The 20,823-nt window shown below is 44.7% G+C and carries 15 protein-coding genes, 1 tRNA gene and 1 pseudogene; 1 reads left to right on the top strand and 16 read right to left on the bottom strand.

The window, feature by feature from the left end; translation table 11 throughout:
• Positions 1-41: 41 nt before the first annotated feature.
• The 12 genes and pseudogenes from abc-f to ilvB all read right to left on the bottom strand — a co-directional run bounded on the left by abc-f (position 42) and on the right by ilvB (position 15,462).
• Positions 42-1,892, bottom strand: a complete 1,851-nt coding sequence (gene abc-f / locus G9G57_RS18785; protein WP_019686695.1) for a ribosomal protection-like ABC-F family protein — start codon at positions 1,890-1,892, stop codon at positions 42-44.
• A gap of 361 nt (positions 1,893-2,253) precedes the next feature.
• Positions 2,254-3,223, bottom strand: a pseudogene (locus tag G9G57_RS18790) (polysaccharide lyase family 1 protein).
• A 264-nt stretch (positions 3,224-3,487) separates the two neighbouring features.
• Positions 3,488-3,558, bottom strand: a tRNA-Gly gene (locus G9G57_RS18795).
• 107 nt (positions 3,559-3,665) lie between these two features.
• Positions 3,666-5,807, bottom strand: a complete 2,142-nt coding sequence (locus tag G9G57_RS18800; protein WP_044785877.1) for a putative bifunctional diguanylate cyclase/phosphodiesterase — start codon at positions 5,805-5,807, stop codon at positions 3,666-3,668.
• Between the two features lie 341 nt (positions 5,808-6,148).
• A complete protein-coding gene (locus G9G57_RS18805; RefSeq protein WP_016820545.1) occupies positions 6,149-7,252 on the bottom strand; it encodes an ATP-binding protein in 1,104 nt (367 codons plus the stop codon).
• A 336-nt stretch (positions 7,253-7,588) separates the two neighbouring features.
• Positions 7,589-8,005 (bottom strand): hypothetical protein, encoded by a 417-nt coding sequence (locus G9G57_RS18810; protein ID WP_016820546.1) that lies wholly within the window; start codon positions 8,003-8,005, stop codon positions 7,589-7,591.
• 259 nt (positions 8,006-8,264) lie between these two features.
• Positions 8,265-8,804, bottom strand: coding sequence for a peroxiredoxin (locus G9G57_RS18815; RefSeq protein WP_013370083.1), 540 nt, complete (start codon positions 8,802-8,804; stop codon positions 8,265-8,267).
• Between the two features lie 322 nt (positions 8,805-9,126).
• Positions 9,127-10,203 carry a 3-isopropylmalate dehydrogenase gene (gene leuB, locus G9G57_RS18820; RefSeq protein ID WP_017426633.1) on the bottom strand — a complete coding sequence of 359 codons (1,077 nt, stop codon included), beginning with the start codon at positions 10,201-10,203 and terminating at the stop codon, positions 9,127-9,129.
• Positions 10,204-10,407: 204 nt separating this feature from the next.
• Positions 10,408-11,949, bottom strand: coding sequence for a 2-isopropylmalate synthase (locus G9G57_RS18825; RefSeq protein WP_107733937.1), 1,542 nt, complete (start codon positions 11,947-11,949; stop codon positions 10,408-10,410).
• Between the two features lie 124 nt (positions 11,950-12,073).
• Complete coding sequence (gene ilvC, locus G9G57_RS18830) at positions 12,074-13,066, bottom strand: ketol-acid reductoisomerase (RefSeq protein WP_013309387.1); 993 nt, start codon at positions 13,064-13,066, stop codon at positions 12,074-12,076.
• Positions 13,067-13,229: 163 nt separating this feature from the next.
• On the bottom strand, positions 13,230-13,715 hold the full coding sequence (gene ilvN / locus G9G57_RS18835) for an acetolactate synthase small subunit (protein ID WP_016820552.1): 486 nt from the start codon (positions 13,713-13,715) through the stop codon (positions 13,230-13,232).
• 1 nt (position 13,716) lies between these two features.
• Positions 13,717-15,462, bottom strand: coding sequence for a biosynthetic-type acetolactate synthase large subunit (gene ilvB / locus G9G57_RS18840; protein ID WP_013370079.1), 1,746 nt, complete (start codon positions 15,460-15,462; stop codon positions 13,717-13,719).
• A gap of 613 nt (positions 15,463-16,075) precedes the next feature.
• On the opposite strand from ilvB, the gene G9G57_RS18845 reads away from it, so the two are divergent.
• Positions 16,076-16,516: a GNAT family N-acetyltransferase gene (locus G9G57_RS18845; protein ID WP_164965391.1), complete on the top strand. Its 441-nt coding sequence runs from the start codon at positions 16,076-16,078 to the stop codon at positions 16,514-16,516.
• A 34-nt stretch (positions 16,517-16,550) separates the two neighbouring features.
• Here the strand turns inward: G9G57_RS18845 and G9G57_RS18850 are convergent, their stop codons facing one another.
• The 4 genes from G9G57_RS18850 to G9G57_RS18865 all read right to left on the bottom strand — a co-directional run bounded on the left by G9G57_RS18850 (position 16,551) and on the right by G9G57_RS18865 (position 20,731).
• Positions 16,551-16,901, bottom strand: coding sequence for a hypothetical protein (locus G9G57_RS18850; protein ID WP_017426630.1), 351 nt, complete (start codon positions 16,899-16,901; stop codon positions 16,551-16,553).
• 258 nt (positions 16,902-17,159) lie between these two features.
• Positions 17,160-18,119 carry an ABC transporter permease gene (locus tag G9G57_RS18855; protein WP_164965392.1) on the bottom strand — a complete coding sequence of 320 codons (960 nt, stop codon included), beginning with the start codon at positions 18,117-18,119 and terminating at the stop codon, positions 17,160-17,162.
• A gap of 1 nt (position 18,120) precedes the next feature.
• Complete coding sequence (locus G9G57_RS18860; protein ID WP_016820564.1) at positions 18,121-19,200, bottom strand: ABC transporter permease; 1,080 nt, start codon at positions 19,198-19,200, stop codon at positions 18,121-18,123.
• The gene (locus G9G57_RS18865) at positions 19,193-20,731 is read right to left on the bottom strand and encodes an ABC transporter ATP-binding protein (RefSeq protein WP_025364391.1); all 1,539 of its coding nucleotides are present in this window, start codon (positions 20,729-20,731) and stop codon (positions 19,193-19,195) included. Before G9G57_RS18865 ends, G9G57_RS18860 begins: the two co-directional genes overlap by 8 nt.
• Positions 20,732-20,823 lie beyond the last annotated feature (92 nt).

Here is a 20,823-nt window from a genome sequence, read left to right on the forward strand (position 1 = left end):
AACTACTGCACTTTGGCAAGCAGCGCCTATATTTCATTCCTTCAGATATCGGGATCATTCAACTGATCCAGCTTGGCACGAATGCGCCTGATATCGCTCAAGAGCTCCTCATTTGCTTCACTCGTCCCCGTCATTCCCATCAGTTCGGTAAGACGCAGCTGTAATCGTAGACGTTCCTCCCGCTCTCCCTGATCCTTGGGCTCTCGGATGCTTCTCCGTTCATCTTCTTGTTTTTCGTCGGCCGTCCCCTCGTAGATTTCATATCCGCCCCCCGGCTGCATATCGAGTAATCGAGTTGACGTACAACGCACCAGCTCCCGGTCATGCGAGACGAGTACCAGTGCCCCATCATATCGGCGTAAAGAGTCCTCTACAATTTCACGGGTTTCAATGTCAAAGTAATTCGTCGGTTCATCCAGCACCAGCAGATTGGCTCCACTAAAGTACAGACGCAGAAAAGCTACCCTGCATTTTTCTCCCATACTGAGCGTTCCGATCCTTTTGAATACATCCTCTTTGGCAAATAAAAAACAGCCCAGCACTGTTCTCGCTTTTGTTTGGGTCATGGTTGGGAGTGCAAGCAGACTGTCGAGCAACGTCTGATCCTCTGGAAGCTGCTCCAACTCCTGTGAAAAATACCCGATATTCAACTGTGGGTTGGCTGTGATTTTTCCCGTCTTCGGTTCAAGCTGACCTGTTAATAACCGAAGCAGCGTGGTTTTACCAATTCCATTGGGCCCCCGAACAGCCAAACGCTCCCCACGTGCAACGTTCAGATTTAGATTTTTCACGATGACATGGTCGTCGTAGCTAAAGTCAACCTGCTCAGTACGCAGCAAATATTTAGCCTGAAACCCGCTGTCATTTAATTTCATGTGCAAAGACGGAGCTTCACGTGGTTGCTCTACCCTGTTAGCCTCCAGTCGCTCCAATTCCTTCTCCTTTGCATGATAACGGGAAATATTTTTTTTAGCCTTGGCCTTGTAAAAGCTCTGCGTAATGGCCATTTCAACCTTGGATGCGCTGCGATACGCCTGATGAAACCATTCCCTGTAATTTCGAATCGTTTCCTCCAGCGCCTGTCTCGCCAGTTCCTGCTTCCGATAGCTCGCCTCCTGCTCTCGCAGTTCCCGCTCCTTCTGCGCTTTATATTCCTTATAACCACCTTTATAGCGCTCAATACCTGTGGATGTAAGCTCAACTATACTCGTAGCCACCTGATCCAAAAAGGCTCTGTCATGCGATACAAACAGCAGTGTTCCAGGATACGAGGACAGCCACTGCTCCAGCCAGAGCATACTTTCGGCATCCAAATGGTTGGTTGGCTCATCCAGTACCAGCAGCTTGGGCTGCCTGACCATCAGGCCAGCCAGTCGTACTCTCGTCTTCTGTCCGCCACTCAGATCACCATAAGCAATGGACCACGTCTGTGCAGGCATTCCCATTCGGGTGAGCGCCTTTTCCACCTCAGACTCCCAAGCAAAGCCTTGCAGGCGTTCGTATTCATCCATCAGCTCGCCGTAACGCTCCAGTTGCTGCTCCATATCCTTACCAGCATTGGCTAGGTCAGCTTCCAGCTCTCCCAGCGTTTGCTTGAGACGCCAATGCCGAGGGCTGGCCTGCTGTGCGGCCTCCAGTGCGGTTCGAGACCTATCCACTGTATCCTGCTGCTTCAGCCAGCCTCGCTCTTCCATGGGCAAATCATGTTCTACTTGACCGGAGGTTGGCGCTTCATCTCCCAGCAATATTCGTAATAACGTTGTTTTACCGGCTCCATTTCTCCCAAACAACGCGAGCCGTTCTCCTTCCGTCACATCCATCGACACATTCTCAAATATAGATGTCCCGTTCCATTCCTTGACTACATTGCGAACTCGCAAAATGGTTTTCATACCACGATCATCCTTTCCCAGCCCGGTTTTTACACCGGAAGCAATAAAAAAAGCCGCAGAAGGCTGCGGCTTGCATACAGGAAAATAGAATGACTGCTATGAATTATTTCAGAACTTATGCATATGAAAAATAACACCGCGAACGAAAAAAACAAATCCCGTTTCGGAAATATACGCATACGTCCCTACTTTCATTTCAGACACACTTCTCCCGTTGCAGCTTGCAGCCGCCTGCCAGTAACGTGCAGTTGAGTGGGAAAATCAGTGTGCTTACTTCATCGGACGTATGGTTACCTTCCTTTTTATGGGATACTTACTTGCAGTCAGTATAGCAGATCACAGTATTTTTGCAATACCAGTTTTATTTTCCAAATACCAACGTTGTATTGGACGAACCTGCATACTTAGTTACAAATTCTTTAGTATATTCAGGGGTTTGAACTTGATAACTGTAGTTCTTGCTCGGATTCCATCGGGTCACAAGCGATTTTTGGTTGGTGATGGCTGGAAAACTACCTACATCTTTAAATTCACCATTGGCTTTATCATCCAGAATACCGCCCTTTTCACTACCTTTTCCAAAATAATTATTTTCGGAATAAATATCCATATCTCATCAGACCTGGACCGCGTACAAGTAAGTTTTCAAAATAATTATTAGCAATTGTAATATGCGGCATGCCATCATAATTTTTATTGCTGTCATCTGGATAACCCAGAATAAGGCCATATTTATGATTAGCAAATTTGGAGTTGCTAATGGTTACATAATCAGCCAATTGCCCTATGTACAAAAGCTTGTCCAGATCCGAGCCATTTGCATTATAATTATGACCTGCAAAAGTAACATGATCAATCCAATAATTTGTGCCCGCAGTAAGATATAGCTGGATATCATCGTTACCATTAATGCTGGCGCTGTGCTCAAAAGTTAAATTTTGAAAGATCACATTTCCCGAGTTAGCTGTTGTTTTCAAATGAATATTGATTAGCTTATTTTGCGCATAAGAGCCGATTAGCGATTTGTTGGAACCAATATTGATCACGGTTTTAGAAGAAGCAGAAATATTCTTTTCGATGACCAGAATTTTAGGTGTTGAGTCCCCTAGCTGATTTTTCAATTCGTTTAGATTATTGATATAGATGACCTGACCATTTTTGCCCCCTGTTGTAGCAGGCTTTGAAGCTCCCGTTTCGCTTTTAGCCTGTCCAGCAAAACCAATCATGCCATTCGTCGACGTATTTGGGAAATCAGTCGCAGCGAACGTAGCACTTGCTGAAAAAGTAAAAAACACAAAGGCTAAAGCTAAAAGAAAAGAGATTTTTCTCATCGCAGCTACACCATCCTTTTTTTATATTAAATTCCAATTACGAGACTATACTTTTTTCGCAAAATGGTAAATAGTTCTTTTTATCTGTTTATTTATAGCATATAAGAAAAATATTTAATATTGTATTATTTATCAGCGTGAAAATAGTTCATAGGAACGCAAAAAGCCGGGATCCCCCATTGGTATCCCGGCTAAAATATATTCTTATTGCAAACAAAATAAAAACCCTTGAGTCACAAGGGTTTCGAAATTTTAAAAATCGTAAGCGGGTGATGGGAATCGAACCCACGCTATCAGCTTGGAAGGCTGAAGTTCTACCATTGAACTACACCCGCATTATATAACATCTTGATTCTTATGTATGACATGCACAAACCTTTGTCAACTAACTGAATCAGGATGTTATTTAGTATAACTTACCTTTTTGTAAAATGCAAGCCTACTAGACGCCATCCTGAGCCAGCCAATTCACAGGTTTACGTAAAAACAATTTTTCAAAAACTTCTGCCGGAATGGGACGGCTAAAATAATACCCCTGACCTTCATGACAATCCTGCGCCTGCAAAAATTGAAGCTGCTCCTCATTCTCCACCCCTTCAGCCGTAACCTTCAGCTTTAAATGGTGAGCCATAGAGGCAATGGTAGATACAATGGCCGCATTTTTGCTGTCAACCAGTACCTCATTTACAAAGGACCGGTCAATTTTCAGACGATCAATCGGAAGATTTTTCAAATAATGCAATGAGCTATAACCCGTTCCAAAATCATCAATACTGATTGCAACACCAATAGCTTTTATTTTTTTCAACTGTTCAAAGGCCCGGTCCTTATCAAAAGTCATACTCTCGGTAATCTCCAGCTCTAAATAGCGTGCCTCCAGTCCCGTATCGGACAAAATGCCCCGAATGACATCAACCAGCTTTTTTTGCTGGAATTGGCGCATGGATAAATTGACCGAAATCGGAATCGATGGATACCCCAGCTCCTGCCACTGCTTATTTTGGAGACATGCCTCACGCAACACCCATTCCCCCAAGGGCACGATCAGGCCACTTTCTTCAGCTACTGGAATAAAATCACCCGGCATCACCATCCCGCGATGAGGATGATTCCAACGCACCAGCGCTTCCAAACTCGTTAGCTCGCCACTTTGCAGGTGGACACGTGGCTGATACACCAATGAAAATTCTTCATTTTCAAGCGCACGCCGCAAATCATTCTCCAACTGGAGTCTTTCATGCGCTCGCATCTGCATCGCACTAGCATACCGCTGAAAATTCACCCCTTGCTCCTTGGCACTATGTACAGCAGTATCCGCCTGTTGAATAAGTTGTTCGCTCTGATTCGCATCCGACGGGTACAAAGCTATGCCAACGCTCACCATCACATGATAAGACTCCCCATTAATATCAAACGGCTGATCGAACAGCTTCACCATATCATCAATACGATTTCTCATGACATCTGAATCTTCGTAGCCCATTAGAAGAAAGGCAAATTCATCTCCACCCATGCTAAAGACCGCTTCCCCTTCGCGGCAAAAATGCCCCAAGCGTTCGCCTACCGCATACAGCAAATAATTGCCTGCCGTATGCCCAAGCGAATCATTAATCGCTTTGAAACGATCAATATTTAGCACTAAAAGCGCTACTGTCTCATCAGATTTCAGTGAATTGCGCAATATTTTATCCAGGCGCTGGGAAAGACGACGGCGATTGGGAAGGCCTGTTATATCATCGTTATAAGCAATATGATTAAACTCAGATTCTGCCGCCTGTTTTTCCCGATAAGGAACCAGAACCATAAGCCGGACTAGACCGCTCAACAGATTATAAAACGCAATCACGTTAGTCAAAAGTCCTATAAGATGATTGATATCACTCATTTGCTCAGCAAATAAATAGAACAACTGGCTCACAACACACAGCCCAATCCCACGAACTATAAGCAACATGCCCAATTCCGCGGGGCGCACTTTCCGATATTTTCGTACTCCAAAAATAAATGTGAGTACCAGCAGTATCATGACAACCAGATTCAACGTCCAGCCCAGGTTACCTAATTCGTACCGTATACGTAGATCCGGTAAGCCTGCATCATATGCCTTAATAACTCCTAGAATCAGCAACGTGCAGCCTATCCCTGCCCACAAAGCCACTGTCTTGTATTCAGACTTCGTCTTTCTAAATGGAAGGGAACAAACGAATAAGAGCATGACCGAGGTAAAGGCACGATTTACAAACAGCAGCCACAACGAAATGCCCGGAGACAAAGCAAAGTCCGTCAGGCTTACGAAACTAAACGAAACGATATGAACAAGATAAAGCAGACCAGCCACCAAAAACGTTGGGGCAATAAGAAGTCTCTGCCAGGTTAACTGTTCCAGCAAAACGGACCAGGATTGATAAAAAATAGAAAAACAAATCGCCGCACAGGCAAATCCTATAATCGGATATAACAAGAAAAATACATTATAGGAGTATATTTTATTCAAAGTTACGTGAAATAACTGCACTAAGACAAATAAAACTATGGCGGCAATTCCAATGCCTATCGTTTTTTTTACTTCCAGCCGTATATTCATTCAGCCTCTTCAGCCCCCTGCATATCGGAGATTCCGATCATCTAAGACGTTTGACAGCTTTGGAAGCCGTTGTTTAAGTCTATAGTATCAAAAAAAATGTTGTATTCTGGTATATAATAGCATTTAATCTGTGAAAGGTGAATCATTTTTTTGTTCTATATTCATGAATTTATTTTCGCATTTATGCAAATGCACATGCTTACAGTACCAAAAAAGCGCATCATCTTTTCAGATCATGCGCTTCAGATGACATTTTTCAAATAGGTGATACCTATACCCCAACGCTGCACACCACAACAGAAATAGTATGTACAGGACCCCTCTGCGAAAATCTCATCATATTAGACTACAGGAAGTGTGATTTTAAATTGTGTACCGCTTCCATGTTTACTGTCTACATGAATGAAGCCTCCGTGATTTTTGATAATACGATAGCTCACAGCCAATCCCAAGCCGGTTCCACTTTCTTTTGTTGTAAAAAAAGGATCGAATAAACGCGCCAATGTATTGTGATCCATACCTAAGCCGTTATCCTCAATGCAAATGTGCACATAAGAGCCCTCAAGCACGGTATGGATATCAATGCATCCCTCTCGTTCCCCGCTGATGCTTTCAATGGCATCCATCGCATTTTTAATCATATTGAGGATAACCTGCTTAATCTGCTTCACGTCAATGGAAACCTTCATGAGTTCATCATTTTCATCCAGTGCGATCTGGCAGCCCTTCATCAACGCCTCGCTTTCTGTCAGCATCACTACTTCTTTCAACAGTCCCATCACAGATACTGCCGTTTTTTGCGGAGCCGAAGGCTTGGACGAATTTAAAAACTCGTAAATAATGTCGTTCGCACGATCAATTTCGGTTAAAATAATGCGGGCATACTCATCCCTGCCCAACTCCACCAAGTGCGGCCGAAGCAATTGAATAAAACCCCGGATTGCAGTAAGCGGGTTACGGATTTCATGGGCGATAGAGGCCGAAATACGTCCTAGCATCGCCAGCTTGTCGTTTTGATACGCCGTCTGCTCAATCTGCTTATAATCCGACACATCCTTTACACTAAACAAAAAATCGCCATCCATCTGATCACCGTAGGTCACTGTTATCAACCAATGCCGACCATACTCATCAATCAACTCATGATAGCGCTTTCTATGAAAGATAGTTTCTTTATAAATCCGCATGATTTTCTTCTTCTTAAACCGACTTAACTCAGGATGATGCAAAATTTGCATCAGGTTGCGACCCGCGAGCGAACTACGTGGTAGCTCCAGTAATCTCGCCATTTGCACGTTAATAAAGGTCAGTACCCCGTCACTGTCAAACAGCATGATACCACTATCCAGGTTCTCCAGTACATTTTCATACTTATTATTGGCGATCTGTGTGGAAGGGCAAGCTCCCACGGTATCAAGCAAGGCTTCTTGGAATTCACTGATCATGCCAGGCTTCCCCCTTGTATCGGAATGATAAACTGGCCGTATCGGACGTGTAATATTCTTGAAGAAGAGAAAGGGATCTATCGATCACCCTTCAAATGGTGTAAAAAACAGTTTCAATCAACTCCGACCATTTTTTTCGATTCGAGTCTTATTTTATGATAGACAAGATTAAGGATCACAGTCAATCGGAAAAAGTGTCGAATCCACATTTTTATCTTATTTTCTTTCGTCATAATATCTGCGCAACATTACAAAATAAAAAAATAAGTTAAAAATAAGCGCCCTACACACCAAAGAAGCTCTCCAGATTTGAGAGCTTCTTTGGTGTGTAGGATGTCAACTGCCGCTCTTATTATGTTGAAGCCGGGATCGTCTTTGACTCATAACAGCCAGTCTTCTCTTAAGCTCTCCCTGCCATTTCTCATCATTCATTTGTTTGGCTACCGTCAATAAATCCAGCGACATGTCAATTTGGCGCTTCACAATTTCAACTGCATCTTCACTCTCACGATTTACACAATTTTCAAATATCGTATCATCGTCTTCCATGACATAATCCTGAAAATCAATCTCGGATGCCCCATCTCCATGTGCATACTCAGCTAAAATTTCATACTCATTTTCGACTTTATAATGAACTTCAATGCGACGACATACCGGGCAAAACAGCAAAGGAACATTATGGACTTGGGTGCGGTAATGCTTCAGCGTTCCCTTGGTTCCTACCATGCTTGCTCCACAGCAATAACTCATCCGGGCTCAGCCTCCTCTGAACAAAACCTGTTCTGCCTTGTTTATCTTCTACAATACCTTATTCGCTTTCATCAGGCAAAATTCCTCCAGAACACAACAACATTTCCATAATTATTTGTTACTTCACTCTGTATTACATGATTCAGACAGGCTGTTCCTATATCTCCGCTGCATAGCGCAGGCAAGCAAGCCCCCAACAACGGTAAAATAACCGCTTGTTGGGGGCTTGCTTGTTTAAGTTCAACTTGTAAAGCTAATATTACAGATTTTTATCGCCTGGTTTCCAGTTCATTGGGCACAAGCCACCGGATTGCAAAGCTTGCAGTACACGCAATGTTTCTTCTACACTGCGACCTACATCATTGTGGTTAACCACTTGATATTTCAGTTCGCCTTCTGGATCAATGATGAATAAGCCGCGCAATGCAACGCCTTCTTCTTCGATCAGAACACCATAGTCGCTTGCTGTTTTTTTCGTGATGTCAGAAGCCAACGGGAAGTTCAGTTTGCCCAGACCGTTGTTTTCTTTAGCTGTGTTGATCCATGCTTTGTGGCTGTGCACGGAGTCTACACTGATACCCAAAATTTCAGTATCCAGCTCTTTGAATTGGTCAGCTGCATCGCTCAATGCTGTAATTTCTGTTGGGCATACAAAAGTGAAATCCAGTGGATAGAAGAAAAATACGAGCCACTTGCCACGGTAATCGGAAAGTTTCACCGAGCCAAATTCTTGACCGTCTCCAGATACTGTTTCCAATGCAAAATCAGGTGCGGGTCTTCCTACCAATCTTTCTGCCATAATGTGAAATCCTCCTTTAAAATATGTAAGAAAAACACCAATTGTGTTTTCCTCAATCATCTGTATTGTAATAAACCACCTACTTGATAAATGTTATCATTCGCTGAAATCAAAGTCAATATTGTAACCATTACTTTTTTATAATTATTTTAAACTAGTTTAAAAATTCACAATTTATTCACATTTCAACAGCTTTCTGATATGCAAGTAGCTCCTGAATACTCAGGAGCTACTGTGTCAAACATTTGCTATAAAATTATACTGTATAACCTCACTATATAATAGGAAGCTTTTTTTCAGAACAAGTACGTTTCCGGGGACTTTAGCGAATAGCTGCTGCGATCAAATCGCCCATTTGAGTTGTCGAGATCGCTTGTGATTTATCCACTGCGATATCTGCCGTACGGTGTCCTGCATCCAGTACTTCAGCTACCGCCTTCTCGATAGCGTCAGCTGCTTTCTCGTACCCAAAGGTGAGGCGGAACATCAAAGCAACGGACAAAATCGTTGCAATGGGGTTCGCCAGTCCCCGACCAGCAATATCAGGTGCTGAGCCGTGCACCGGCTCGTACAGACCGAAGCTGCCTTCTCCCAGTGATGCAGAGGAGAGCATACCGATGGACCCAGTCAGCATAGCTGCTTCATCACTAAGAATGTCACCAAACATATTTTCGGTTACAATGACGTCAAAACTGGATGGACGACGCAGCAATTGCATGGCACAGTTATCGACCAATACATGCTCAAGCTCGACATCTGGGTAATCTACAGCGACCCGGTTAACAACTTCACGCCATAGACGGGAAGTTTCCAGTACATTAGCCTTATCCACCGATGCGAGTTTTTTGCGACGTTTTTGTGCAATTTCGAAGGATTGACGAACAATACGCTCTACTTCTGTTACATTATATGCGCAAGTATCGACCGCTTCTTCACCCTGAGCACTCTCTCGTCTATACTTCTCACCGAAATAAATGCCGCCCGTCAGTTCGCGCACCACGATCAAGTCCGTTCCTTCCAGTACCTCTGGTTTCAAAGTAGATGCGTCCTTAAGACAATCGAAAACAACAGCAGGACGAAGATTTGAAAACAGACCAAGCTCTTTGCGAATACCGAGCAATCCGGTTTCAGGACGAAGCTCCTTAGGGTTGTTGTCCCATTGTGGTCCTCCTACCGCTCCCAACAGCACGGCATCTGCAGATTGGCATACGGCCAGTGTTTCTTCCGGCAATGGAGTCCCTTTCTTATCAATGGCAATCCCGCCGAACAGCGCATGCTCTGTTTCAAATGAAAGGCCAAATACTTCTTCCGTACGTTTCAAAATTTTCTCTGCCTCTGCGACCACTTCAGGTCCGATTCCGTCTCCCGCTATTACTGCAATCTTTTTAACGTCTGCCATCACGTACACTCCTCTTGTTATACAGCCATACAGCCGTATTTCTCATACCTTCTTTGTAACATATAAAGCAGGGCTTTGACCAAGATATAGAATCTATCAATTCAATAGGCTCAGCCTATAAGCTGATTTTTCCATCAGAGAACAAGAAAACAGGACCGGTAACACCCGATCCTGTCTATATTCATTTCATAGGCATGTATAAACTTAGGATTTATAATCTACGCGATTGCTGTAATTTTTACGCTTGTCGATCAAACCATTCAGTGCATCCACATAAGCTCGTGCACTTGCTTCCAAAATATCAGTGCTTACCCCGCGTCCCTGTACAGATATTCCGTTTTGAGTCAGCACCACATGTACTTCACCTAGAGCGTCCTTGCCATGGGTAACAGATTTGATGGAGTAATCAGAAAGTACAACACTCTCGCTGCTGGCTTGGTCAATCGCATTATAGATCGCATCGACTGAACCATTTCCTTCAGCTTCTGTCTCGATTACCTGACCTTCATCGTTAACCAGGCGCACTTGTGCGGAAGGCGTAGCCTTGTTCCCGTAAGTTACGAAAATGGTTTCCAGCTTGAAGACTTCAGGTGCATCGGCCAATTTTTCTTCCAGCAATGCCAAGATATCATCATCCGATACTTCCTTCTTCTTATCAGCCAAATCCTTAAACTGACCAAAAGCCCGATTCAGTTCTTCTTCGTTCAATTCGTAGCCCAATTCGACCAAACGCTCTCGGAAAGCATGACGCCCTGAATGCTTGCCCAGTACTAGCTTGCTTTCTTTCAGACCGATACTTTCCGGTGTCATAATTTCATAGGTCGTCTTTTCCTTCAGCATGCCGTCTTGGTGAATACCTGATTCGTGCGCAAAAGCGTTAGCACCCACGATCGCCTTGTTGCCCGGCACTACCATCCCCGTCAAACGGCTAACCAAACGGCTCGTACGTGCAATTTCAGACAGTTGCAGAGACGTTTTGGCCTGGAAAAATTCCTGTCTCGTCTCCAGTGCCATGGCGATTTCCTCAATGGCCGTGTTTCCAGCACGTTCACCGATACCGTTAATCGTTCCCTCAATCTGATCTGCACCGTTCAGGATGGCAGCAAGCGTATTCGCAGTAGCCATTCCCAAGTCATTGTGGCAATGTGCACTCAATTGAATCTTCTCCACATCAACCACATTTTGCTTGATATGTTTGAATATATTTCCGTATTCGTATGGTGTTAGGTAACCTACCGTATCTGGAATATTGACGACAGAAGCCCCTTCCTGTACAGCCATGGTGACCATTTCAACCACAAAATCAAGCTCCGTTCGCCCTGCATCCTCCAATGAAAACTCCACTTTTGGCAAATACTTCAATCCATAACGAATGGCTGCACGGGCCGTTTCCAGTACCTGTGCCTTCTCCATGCGCAGCTTATGCTGACGATGAATTGGAGAGGTTGCCAAAAAGATATGGATACACGGGTCCTGTGCTCCCTTAAGTGCCTCGCGAACCGCATCAATATCCTGTTCCCTTGCACGCGAAAGGCCAATAACAGTCGAATTTTTTACAGCTTTTGCTACTGCATTAACAGCCGCGAGATCACCCGGAGAAGCAGCTGGGAACCCAGCCTCCATACGATCGATTCCCAGCTTCTCCAACTGATGAGCGATCTCTACTTTCTCACGAGTATTCAAGTTCACGCCAGGTGACTGTTCTCCGTCTCTCAACGTTGTGTCAAATATATATATTTTGCGCAACCTAACGCACCTCCTCAGGATTTGGACCCTTAAATTACAATGCGGCTCACGCAATAAGCAGGGCCGCATTGTAATTAATATTTATAAATAATTCATGTTGTCGAGCTTATAGTACAAAAGGTTATTACTTTTTGATCCAATGCATCATTTCACGCAATTGTCCACCCACTACTTCAATTGGATGGTTAGCTTCATTGCGACGAGTAGCCGTCAGGAATGCACGTCCAGATTGATTTTCAAGGATGAAGTCACGAGCAAATTTACCTTGTTGAATGTCAGTCAATACATCCTTCATGGCTTTCTTCGTATCTTCTGTTACCACACGTGGTCCAGTTACATAATCGCCATATTCTGCTGTATTACTGATGGAATCACGCATTGTTGCCAATCCACCTTCATACATCAGGTCAACGATCAGCTTAAGCTCATGCAAGCATTCGAAGTATGCCATCTCAGGAGCATAACCTGCCTCAGTCAATGTTTCAAAGCCCGCTTTTACGAGTGCGCTCACACCGCCACACAATACCGCCTGCTCACCGAACAGGTCCGTCTCCGTTTCTTCACGGAAGGAGGTTTCAATTACGCCCGCACGTGTACAGCCAATGCCTTTTGCGTATGCAAGACCGATCTCCTTGGCTTGACCTGTTGCGTCCTGCTCAATTGCGATCAACCCCGGTACACCAAACCCTTCTACATAGGTACGACGTACCATATGTCCTGGGGATTTTGGAGCAACCAGCAATACATCGCTATCTTTAGGAGCTACGATTTGTCCAAAATGAACATTGAAACCATGGGAGAACAAAAGTGCTGCGCCTTTTTTCAGGTTAGGTTCGATTTCATTTTTGTAGACAGAAGCTTGAGTTTCATCAGGCAACAAAATTTGAACCACATCTGCACGGCTTGTTGCATCAGCTACGTTCAGAACTTCAAAACCGTCGTTTCTTGCGACATCAGCTGATTTGCCTTCACGCAAACCAATAACAACATTTACACCACTGTCACGCAAGTTTTGTGCTTGAGCATGTCCTTGGCTACCGTAACCGATAACGGCCACTGTTTTTCCTTTCAATACGCTGAGTTCTGCATCTTTTTCGTAGTACGTTGTAACTGCCATGGTTAATTTCCTCCTTTTAATTGGACCCTTCATAATGAGCGGGTACTCCAAGAGACTTCGCCTCATGATTGGTATCTAAAAATCTCTTCGAGCACCCGCTCTTATGCGGGCGGTTCTTTAATGATGTAATGCGCTATAAGCGGTAAATCGTTAAAGCTTTATATTATGCATTTCCACGTATCATAGCTGTAACCCCGGTTCGGGTCAACTCGCGAATACCGTAAGGCTTCAACAACTCGATCATCGCATCGATTTTTTCAGTATCGCCAATGACCTGAACAATCAAGCTTGTCGTTCCAACATCAATTACAGCTGCTCTGAACGTTTCTACCACGCCCATAATTTCTGGTCGCTGAGGCGGTTCAGCCTTTACCTTAATCATTGCCAATTCCCGAGCAACCATCGGCTTGGAACTGAGATCGATGACCTTGATCACATCAACCAGCTTGTAAAGCTGCTTTTCAATCTGCTCTAGGTTGTTCTCATCTCCTACAGTCACAATGACCATACGGGATAATCCAGCTTCCTCCGATTGACCCACAGTTATGCTCTCAATGTTGAAGCCACGGCGACCAAACAGTCCGGACACACGTTGCAAAACGCCGGGATGATCATTTACCAGTACAGCAATGGTATTTTTTGTCGTCATTTTACTCGTCCCCCATCAGCATTTGATCAATTGTCGAACCTTGTGTCACCATCGGATATACATTCTCTTCCTTGCTGACTACAAACTCGACAACGACCGGTCCGGGTGTATCAAGCGCCTCCTGCCAAGCCCGACGTGCTTCTTCCTTATTCGTAGCACGCAGTCCTTTGACACCGTATGCTTCGGCCAGTTTCACAAAATCCGGGCTTCCAGCCAGGTCAATGTGACTGTACCGATTGTTATAGATCAATTCCTGCCATTGGCGAACCATTCCAAGTACTTGGTTATTAATGATTACGATTTTGACCGGAATGTTATTGATTGCACAGATGGCTAATTCCTGCGAACACATCTGCATGCCGCCGTCTCCGTTAATCGATATTACCAATCTGTCGGGATTGGCCATCTGAGCGCCGATGGCAGAAGGGAAACCAAATCCCATCGTACCCAGTCCACCGGAGGTGACCCATGAACGTGGCTGATTGAATTTGTAATACTGTGCTGCCCACATTTGATGCTGTCCTACGTCCGTCGTAACGATTGCTCCGCCCTTGGTCGTTTTATCCAACAATTCAATAACCCATTGTGGTTTAAGCACTGTTTCAGAATCCTTATAAGAAAAAGGTTTCGCAGCTTTCCATTGCTGAATTTGCGCTCTCCATGCATCTGCCAGATCCGCGCGTTTCACATCCTGATTCAGCAATTCCAATACTGCCTTCACGTCGCCTACGATTGGAATATCCGCGGCAACATTTTTTCCGATTTCAGCAGGATCGATATCAATGTGTACGATTTTGGCTTGAGGAGCAAATCCATCCAACTTGCCTGTCACCCGATCATCAAAGCGGGCACCGATACAGATCAGCAAATCCGACTGTTGAATCGCCTGGTTAGAAGTGTATGTTCCGTGCATTCCCGGCATCCCTGTCCAGAGTTCATGTCCACTTGGGAATCCTCCCAAACCAAGCAATGTTGTTGCAATCGGAATTTCCGTTTTACGAACAAATTCGTAAAGTGCTTCATGTCCACCGGAGTATACAACTCCTCCACCTGCCAGAATGAATGGACGTTCTGCTTCGGCGATAGCTTGAGTCAGCTTGTCTAGTTGAATTTTGTTGGGCAACACATTCGGGTTGTAACCCCGCATGGTCACAGGTTCCGTCTGTGGAACAAACAACGTCTGGGCTGCCGAGACATCCTTCGGAATATCAATCAGTACTGGTCCTTTTCTACCTGTATTGGCAATATGAAATGCCTCATGGATGATTCGCGGCAGATCCTCTACATCTCTCACCAGATAGCTGTGTTTCGTAATCGGCATTGTAATTCCCGTGATATCAGCTTCCTGGAAAGCATCTGTACCGATCAGGGAAGATACAACATTACCCGTGATGACCACCAACGGCACCGAATCCATATAAGCTGTCGCTATGCCAGTTACCAGGTTTGTCGCTCCAGGTCCGGAAGTCGCGATACAGACACCAACTTTACCGCTTGCCCGTGCATAACCATCTGCCGCATGAATAGCTCCCTGCTCATGACGAGTGAGGACATGCTTGAAATCCTTGAAGCCGTACATGGCATCATAGATATAAAGCACTGCACCACCTGGATATCCAAAGACACACTCTACTCCCTCCAGCAAAAGGCTACGGAGTAAAATTTCCGAACCTGTAATCACCTCAGGCTTCATCCACTTTTGACGTAATTCATCGGTTGACCTAACTTCAGGAATTTGTGCACTCATTGGTCATCCTCCTTTACAAAATTTACATACAGCTGACATTTGTAAAAACAAAAAAACCTTTCATCCCTAGAACAGACTTGCTGTTACTGAGGGACGAAAGGCTGTAGCTTCCGTGGTACCACCCGTGTTTGCCCGATATTTCGCAATATCGAACCTTGGCAGGTACAGAAATCACAAAGGATCTCCATATCTGGCGTCTGTAACGTAGACCGTACGATTTTCCCTAATAGGCGATTCAGCGCACCGTTAATATCATTGGGCCCAAATACTTTTCAGGAAAACAGCTCCAAGGTGAGCTCGTTAAAAAGGGATTTTGGTGAAGCTTGCAGCTAATGCCTCACTCTCTGAACAAAAGAGCCCTAATCACTTCGTCCTCTTCATTGCCGTTGTGTTCATGTCATTCTTTCAAATGTTTAGACACATTATATGTCCCCCATCTGGGATAGTCAATACCCAGATTTCATAAAAATTTATGTTTCTCTGCTTAAGCCCCTCTGAGCCGCACGCTTGTAAGAGGTACCCGCATATTATAAAAAAGACCGCACAGTGAGACTTTGTACTCCTCCGAAGCCATGACATATCTTGTTAAAAGGGTAAAAAAGGAGGCCCGTTTATGATTCGCAAACGATGCGCCCAAGATGACAACATGATCTTTCGTCTAATCGAGCAAGAGCTTGTCCCTCTATCGCATTTAAGTGCCCAAGAAATGGATCAAATACGTAAAGAATTACCCCGGCGCTTAAACCGGGGCATCACTTTTGTAGCTTGCAGACCGGATAATGCACAGGTTGTTGGCTTCATTCATGTTATGCTGCATGGAGAACTATTATACATTGATTTGATCGCAATCTCTTCGGCTCAGCAAGGTAAAAGATACGGAAAAAAGTTGCTGGATTATGCCGAGCAATATGGCCGATTGCGACGTTGCAAGCGGGCTAAAGTGATGGTGGACGAAGACAATGTGCGAGGGATCCATTTTTATCTACGTCATCAATATCATATGCTACGATACGTGGCTCTAAGCCGATGTCACGAACTCGAAAAGTCACTGTGAAAAGTATGGTTTTCGGGCTCAGGATTTTGTAAAACTAAAAAAAGTTAGGGTAAAAAGGATTGCCTACCCCGGGGTAGCCCCCGTCTGTGTACGGTCCATATTGCGGACCATATCCTGGACCTCCATAACCTGGTCCTCCATAACCTGGACCGTAGCCACCGTAGGCACCCACGTATGGAGCTGTGCCAATGGCCAGCAAATCAAAAAGCACCAGAGGAATAATCGCTTTCGTGTTTACTTTTTTCTTACGGTTTGGTTGGAGAATCAGTCGGTTACCCGAAATGCGAATCAGCTTGCCACTGACTCGAGAGCCATCCTTACGTGTAGCGAAGATGACTTTGCCGACAAGCTTCTCCACCTGCTTTCTGGTTACTGCCTGTTTCATCGTATTTCCTCCTTCTTTCTCAACGGATGGACAGATTGAACGGCTCCTTGATAGCTCACCACCACCACAAAATAGACTGGAGCTGACAGGGGCCGAGCGTCCGTCCAATCTGCATAGCACAGTCTATTCCATTCAAGCCATAAGCGTATGTTTAAATGCCTGCACAATGTAAAAAAATCTGGTACCTGCACATGCAGATACCAGATTTTCATATACACCAATATGTGTATTTAAAAACATTCAGTTGTCTATGAGTCATTAACGCTTGCTTGGATCATACAGTTGACCCAAAGCGGCCGGAGCGCGTGAACGTCCAACTGCCGCTACCAGCACAATAATTGTCAGGAGATACGGCAACATAAAAATAATTTCCTGGGGAATACTTTGCGACCATGCAAACAACTGCACATAGTTGCGAATGGCTTGTGAAAAACCGAAAAACACTGCCGCTCCAAAAGCACCGAGCGGATTCCATTTACCGAAAATCATAGCCGCAATAGCAATATAGCCCTGCCCTGAAACGGTATTATGTGAGAACATATTGGTTGTAGTCAAAGTGATCGTAGCTCCACCAATCCCAGCCAACGCACCACTAATCATAACACCGATGTAACGAAGGCGATTGACTTTGATCCCCACTGTATCGGCTGCACCCGGATGCTCCCCTACTGAACGCAAACGCAAGCCAAACGGAGTTTTATACAAAGTAAAGTAGCCGATAATAACTAATAGAATAGCTAGATATGTCGTTGGATAGGCTTGGAAGAATGCTTTTCCTGCAATCGGAATATCCACAAGATAAGGAATGGATATCTCGTTAAAACCTTGAATTCGACCGGTGTCCCCATCACCCTCAAATAACAGCTTAACCATGTACAGTGTACTACCTGCTGCCAAGAAGTTAATGACAATCCCGCTGATTACCTGATCAGCCTTGAATGTAATAGAGGCTACAGCATGAATTAGCGAAACCAGAATACCGAACACCGCAGCTGACAGCATACCTACCCAAGCCGCAGAGGTGCCACCTAATCCTGCTTGCTCAGCATAAAATCCGCCCACACCTGCCGCAAACGCGCCAAACACCATAAGACCTTCCAGTCCAAGATTCGTTACACCGGATTTTTCCGAAAAAACTCCGCCAAGAGACGCAAAAATAATCGCCGTCGCAAAAACGAGCGTTGTATGGATTAATTCACCAAGTGTTAACCAACTCATTTTACAACACCTTCTCTTTCTTCCGCTTGGAGTAGAGCGGCTTCACAACCCAACGCACAATACCTTGGGCCGCAATGAAGAAAATAATCGAGCCAATAACTACCCGGATAATTTCTGGCGGTACATCCGCGCTAAAGCTCATCCCCGCAGAACCATACGTGAGCGTTCCGAACAAAACAGAACCGAGCAACACACCGAACGGATTATTCATCCCGATCAAAGACACAGCGATACCGTCAAAGCCGGTTCCTGGTGATCCTGCCATGACAGATTGATAATGGAAAACCCCCAGCACCTCAAAGGCACCAGCCAATCCGGCAAAAACACCACTAATAAACATCGCTTTTATGATATTACGATTTACATTCATACCTGCATAGCGGGATGCATCCTGATTAAATCCGACAGCGCGAAGCTCATAGCCCTGCTTTGTTTTCCACATGAAAATATAGAAAAACACTGCCGCCAGCACAGCAATAACTGTGCCCCAATGAACTCGAGCATTCCCCATCATCTGGGACAGCCAATCAATGGAAATAGAAGCGGAAGGTTGGATATCCACAGAGCGATTTTCGCCTTCCATAAGTGCGAACTGATTAATCACCAAATTAGCCAAATACAGACCGATCCAGTTCATCATAATACATGTAATAACTTCGTTCACGCCTCGCTTGGCCTTCAAATAGCCAGCAATCGCAGCCCACAAGCCTCCGAAAACAGCTCCTGCGATCACAGCAAGCGGTGCATGAAGGATAGCAGGCAGCCCATGAAGTTTGATACCTACAATCGAAGCAGCTGTCATACCGACCAAAAACTGACCTTCGCCACCGATGTTAAACAACCCGGCACGAGCCGCAAAAGCAAATGCCAAGCCTGTTAAAATCAACGGTGTCATCTCACGGATCGCTTCGCCAAAATTGTAGGAATCTCCGTACACACGGCTAAACAAAGCGGAATAAGCCACAATAGGATCATACCCGCCAATCAACATCACGATAGCACCCAGAATGAGGCCTAGAATAATAGAGACCAGAGCCAGAACAAAGGAGTCTTTTGTGAATATTTTCAATAGGTTAGCCATTCTCTACTCCTTTCTTCACTGCACTTCCTGCCATCATTAGCCCCAGTTCCTGGTCATTCGTTTCTTCAGGCAGCACTTCCCCGACAATCTTACCCTCATAAATAACAGCAATTCGATCGGATACATTCATAATCTCGTCCAGCTCAAAAGAAATGAGCAGTACCGCTTTACCTTGATCCCGCTGAGCAATCAATTGTTTCTGGACAAATTCAATAGCTCCAACATCCAGCCCGCGTGTAGGCTGCGCCGCAATGAGAAGGTCTGGGTTTTTATCAATTTCACGCGCTATGATTGCCTTTTGCTGATTTCCACCAGATAGCGATCTTGCCTTGGTATGAATATCTGGTGTTCTAACATCAAACTTCTCAATAAGACTTTTTGCCTGTTTTTCTATAGCGTCCTTGTTCAAGAAGCCGTTTTTACTGTAAGGAGCCTGATAATACGTCTCCAGCACCATATTTTCACTCATGGAAAAATCGAGCACCAACCCATGCTTATGGCGATCCTCTGGTATATGTGAAACGCCTGCCTCTGAAATTTTGCGCGGTGGCTGATTTGCCAGTTCTGTTCCGAGCAAACGGATACTCCCGCTATCCACCTTGCGCAAGCCTGTCAAAGCTTCTATTAGCTCACTCTGTCCATTGCCGTCTACTCCGGCAATCCCCAAAATCTCGCCGGCCTTGACCTGCAGGTTCAATTCATTCAGAACATGAATGCCATCCTTGTTTTTAGAAATTACTTTGTTCATTTCCAGTACAGTTTGTCCTGGTTGAGCAAGCTTCTTATCCACTTTAAAGGACACACGACGGCCCACCATTTTCTCAGCCAACTCATTTGGTGTTGTTTCAGATGTTTTGACCGTGTCAATAACTTTACCTCGGCGAATAATCGTAACCGTATCTGCAATTTGCATAATTTCTTTGAGTTTATGAGTGATAAGAATAATTGATTTGCCTTCAGCTACTAAGCGCTTCATAATGTCCAGCAACTCAGAGATTTCCTGTGGTGTCAGCACCGCTGTTGGCTCATCAAAAATTAGAATATCTGCACCGCGATAAAGCGTTTTGATAATTTCCACACGCTGTTGCATACCAACAGATATATCCTCAATTTTGGCATTCGGATTTACCTGAAGTCCGTATTGTTCAGACAACCGCTGTACTTCTGCGGCAGCCTTTTTATAATTGATTTTCAGACCCTTACGTGGCTCCGACCCAAGGACAATATTTTCGGTTACGGTAAACGGCTGTACGAGCTTAAAATGCTGATGCACCATGCCGATCCCCAGATCAATTGCCTTATTTGGACTATCAATCTGTACGGGGTTCCCTCCCATTTCAATGGTCCCTTCATCCGGCTGATACAGTCCGAAAAGAATATTCATAAGCGTAGATTTGCCCGCGCCATTCTCACCCAAAAGGGCGTGAATTTCTCCTTTATGCAGCTTGATGCTGATGGAGTCGTTGGCAACGATGCCGGGGAATCGTTTTGTAATTTGCTTTAACTCAACGACGGGGGTCGCTGCATCCATGAGATCACCCTTATACACTTTATAGTATGTGCTCCAATGAGCTGATTTTGACCGTTATAATCTTATAACTCCAGACGTAAGAACAAGGCTAG

It is taken from the genome of Paenibacillus sp. EKM211P (assembly GCF_011066175.1).
GTDB classification, from domain to species: domain Bacteria; phylum Bacillota; class Bacilli; order Paenibacillales; family Paenibacillaceae; genus Paenibacillus; species Paenibacillus polymyxa.

Coding starts and splice junctions, on each gene's coding strand:
- G9G57_RS18850 (WP_017426630.1), bottom strand. CDS start 16,901: ATGAAACAGGCAGTAACCAGAAAGCAGGTGGAGAAGCTTGTCGGCAAA.
- G9G57_RS18815 (WP_013370083.1), bottom strand. CDS start 8,804: ATGGCAGAAAGATTGGTAGGAAGACCCGCACCTGATTTTGCATTGGAA.
- leuB (WP_017426633.1), bottom strand. CDS start 10,203: ATGGCAGACGTTAAAAAGATTGCAGTAATAGCGGGAGACGGAATCGGA.
- ilvB (WP_013370079.1), bottom strand. CDS start 15,462: ATGAGTGCACAAATTCCTGAAGTTAGGTCAACCGATGAATTACGTCAA.
- G9G57_RS18810 (WP_016820546.1), bottom strand. CDS start 8,005: ATGAGTTATTGCTGTGGAGCAAGCATGGTAGGAACCAAGGGAACGCTG.
- abc-f (WP_019686695.1), bottom strand. CDS start 1,892: ATGAAAACCATTTTGCGAGTTCGCAATGTAGTCAAGGAATGGAACGGG.
- ilvC (WP_013309387.1), bottom strand. CDS start 13,066: ATGGCAGTTACAACGTACTACGAAAAAGATGCAGAACTCAGCGTATTG.
- G9G57_RS18805 (WP_016820545.1), bottom strand. CDS start 7,252: ATGATCAGTGAATTCCAAGAAGCCTTGCTTGATACCGTGGGAGCTTGC.
- G9G57_RS18865 (WP_025364391.1), bottom strand. CDS start 20,731: ATGGATGCAGCGACCCCCGTCGTTGAGTTAAAGCAAATTACAAAACGA.
- G9G57_RS18860 (WP_016820564.1), bottom strand. CDS start 19,200: ATGGCTAACCTATTGAAAATATTCACAAAAGACTCCTTTGTTCTGGCT.
- G9G57_RS18855 (WP_164965392.1), bottom strand. CDS start 18,119: ATGAGTTGGTTAACACTTGGTGAATTAATCCATACAACGCTCGTTTTT.
- G9G57_RS18845 (WP_164965391.1), top strand. CDS start 16,076: ATGATTCGCAAACGATGCGCCCAAGATGACAACATGATCTTTCGTCTA.
- ilvN (WP_016820552.1), bottom strand. CDS start 13,715: ATGACGACAAAAAATACCATTGCTGTACTGGTAAATGATCATCCCGGC.
- G9G57_RS18800 (WP_044785877.1), bottom strand. CDS start 5,807: ATGAATATACGGCTGGAAGTAAAAAAAACGATAGGCATTGGAATTGCC.